General features: G+C 72.1%; 1 protein-coding gene. It reads left to right on the forward strand.

What is annotated here, in order from left to right:
• Positions 1-703 precede the first annotated feature (703 nt).
• Positions 704-2862, forward strand: a 2159-nt coding sequence (locus GT354_RS20535; protein WP_161357801.1) for a non-ribosomal peptide synthetase, incomplete at its 3' end; no start/stop codon positions are given.

Here is a 2862-nt window from a genome sequence, read left to right on the forward strand (position 1 = left end):
CACGAGAGCCGAGGTACCGCTGATCTCGCCCATCCTCAGGGATGGCGCTGCCCCGGCCTGACGGTCCGAACGGGGCCGTGTCCGAACCACCGGTCGCAAGCTGCTCGTGCTTCGACCCACGCGCCGAGGCTTTGGCCAACATTGTGGTGGGTCGGTTGCATGTACAGCTGCCTGATGTGGCGAATGCGTCTCACCTCGAACCGGCAAGCGCCTTTGCGGTTTCTCCAAACCACCCCAGCCCCAGCCGTGCCCCGCGCCTCACCGCCCACCAACCGCCCCCACCAGCCACCCCATGCTCACCACTCGACCCCCATCAGGGCCCTACAGCCACGAGCCCCGCGAGGTCAGCCATCCGGCCGAGCACCCCGTGCGGGCCGGAATCGGGGGTCGTACCGTGTTGCATGGGTCACATCGGCGACGAAGTGTGCGTAATCCGGCATGCGGCCTGACGGTGCGTCAATTGCACTCCCTGCGCGCCGACTTCCTAACTGACGGTCCGTCAATTCATATCTGACGCATCATCAGATGCCGTTGTTTCAGAGTGAGTTCGTCATCAGGCAGTCGTCGAAAAGCGCGCGACGGAACTACTCTCGGTCGAGTTGCCACGCTTTCGAAGCGACCCACCCCCGGAGCGTGGTGGGGACGTGACACTCCCCCGGAGCCCGGAAACGGACGTGGAGGGGGGACCAGGGATGAGGACCACATGGCCATCGCGACACCCGTCCGCCCTACGGACGACCCGTTCGGCACTCTGCCGACGCCGGCACCCGCCGTCTACGCCGGCCGCCCGGCGCCCGCACCACGCACGCTCGTGGACGTGCTGGACGCCACCGTCAAGGCACACCCCAACGAACCCGCCCTCGACGACGGCCGCCGCACGCTGACCTACCGCGCGCTGGCCGCCGAGGTCGACACGCTGCGTCACCGGCTCGCCGACGCGGGCATCGGGGTCGGCGACCGCGTCGGCGTTCGCGTGCCCTCGGGCAGTAACGACCTGTACATCTGCATCCTCGCCGTGCTCGCCGCCGGTGCCGCCTATGTACCGGTCGACGCCGAGGACCCCGACGAGCGAGCCGAACTGGTATTCGGCGAGGCCGGGGTCAGCGCGATCCTCGGCGCAGAGCGCGAGATCCGCGCCACGCCCGACATCCGCGCGACGCGCGACACCCCCACCCCGCACGACGTCCGCGCCACGCCCGAGACACCCACCACGCCCGAGACCCCCACCACGCGCGAGGCCGCGCCGGTATCGCCCGGCCGCCCCACCCCCGCCGACGACGCGTGGATCATCTTCACCTCCGGCTCCACCGGCAAGCCCAAGGGCGTCGCCGTCACCCACCGCAACGCCGCCGCGTTCGTGGACGCCGAGGCCGGGATGTTCCTCCAGCAGGAGCCGCTCGGTCCCGGCGACCGGGTGATGGCCGGCCTGTCCGTCGCGTTCGACGCGTCGTGTGAGGAGATGTGGCTCGCGTGGCGTTACGGCGCGTGCCTGGTCACCGTGCCGCGCTCGCGGGTGCGCTCGGGGGCCGACCTGGGGCCGTGGCTCGCGGAGCAGGAGATCACCGTCGTCTCCACCGTGCCCACGCTCGCCGCGCTGTGGCCCACCGAGGCGCTGCTCGACGTACGTCTGTTGATCTTCGGCGGCGAGGCGTGCCCTCCCGAGCTCGTGGACCGCGTGGTCACCGAGGGCCGCGAGGTGTGGAACACCTACGGACCCACCGAGGCCACCGTGGTCGCGTGCGGGTCGCTGATGGGCGGGACGGGTGACGGGCCGGTCCGGATCGGCCTGCCCCTCGACGGCTGGGAACTGGCGGTCGTCGACGACGACGGTCGACCCGTCGCGATGGGCGAGAGCGGCCAACTCGTGATCGGCGGCGTCGGCCTCGCCCGCTACCTCGACCCCGCCAAGGACGCCGAGAAGTACGCCCCGCTGGAGTCGATGGGCTGGGACCGCGCCTACCGCAGCGGCGACCTCGTCCGTGCCGACCCCGAGGGCCTGGTCTTCCTCGGCCGCGGCGACGAGCAGATCAAGCTCGGCGGCCGACGCATCGAACTCGGCGAGATCGACACCGCGCTGCAAGGTCTGCCGGGCGTGGTCGGCGCGGCGGCCGCCGTGCGTACGGTCAAGGGCGGCAATCAGCTCCTGGTCGGCTACCTGGTCACCGGTGAGGGCTGGGACCGCGACGAGGCCGTGCGCCGGCTGCGCGCCGAGTTGCCCGCCGCCCTCGTCCCGCGCCTGGCCCCCGTCGCGGACCTGCCCACCCGTACCTCCGGCAAGGTCGACCGCGACGCGCTCCCGTGGCCGCTCGTCGACGCCGACGACGCCGGACCCTCGGAACGGCTGTACGGCACCGAGGCGTGGCTTGCCGAGCAGTGGGCGGAAGTACTCGGCCTCACCGTCGACACCGCGCGCGACGACTTCTTCGCCATCGGCGGCAACAGCCTGGCCGCCGCCCGACTGACCACTTTGCTGCGCGAGCGCTACCCCGCCGCGGGCGTCGCCGACATCTACCAGCAGCCCACGCTGCGCAAACTGGCCCGCCGCCTCGAACGCTCCGCCCAGGACGAGGGCACGGTACGCGCGGTGCGCCCGACCCCGACCAAGGCCAAGCTCGCCCAGTTGCTCACGCTGATCCCGCTGTTCACCCTGGTCGGCCTGCGCTGGACGGTGGGCTTGGCCGCGCTGGCCAACGTCTCGACCTGGTTCGGCGCGTACACGTGGGCGCCGACGGTGTCGTGGTGGTGGGTCGCGGCCGGGTGGGCGGTGTTGTTCAGCCCGCCGGGGCGGCTGGCGATCGCCGCCGGCGGCGCCCGCGCGCTGCTGCGCGGCGTGCGTCCCGGGGTCTATCCGCGCGGCGGACG

Origin of the sequence: Streptomyces sp. SID3343, assembly GCF_009865215.1 — a bacterium.
GTDB lineage: Bacteria > Actinomycetota > Actinomycetes > Streptomycetales > Streptomycetaceae > Embleya.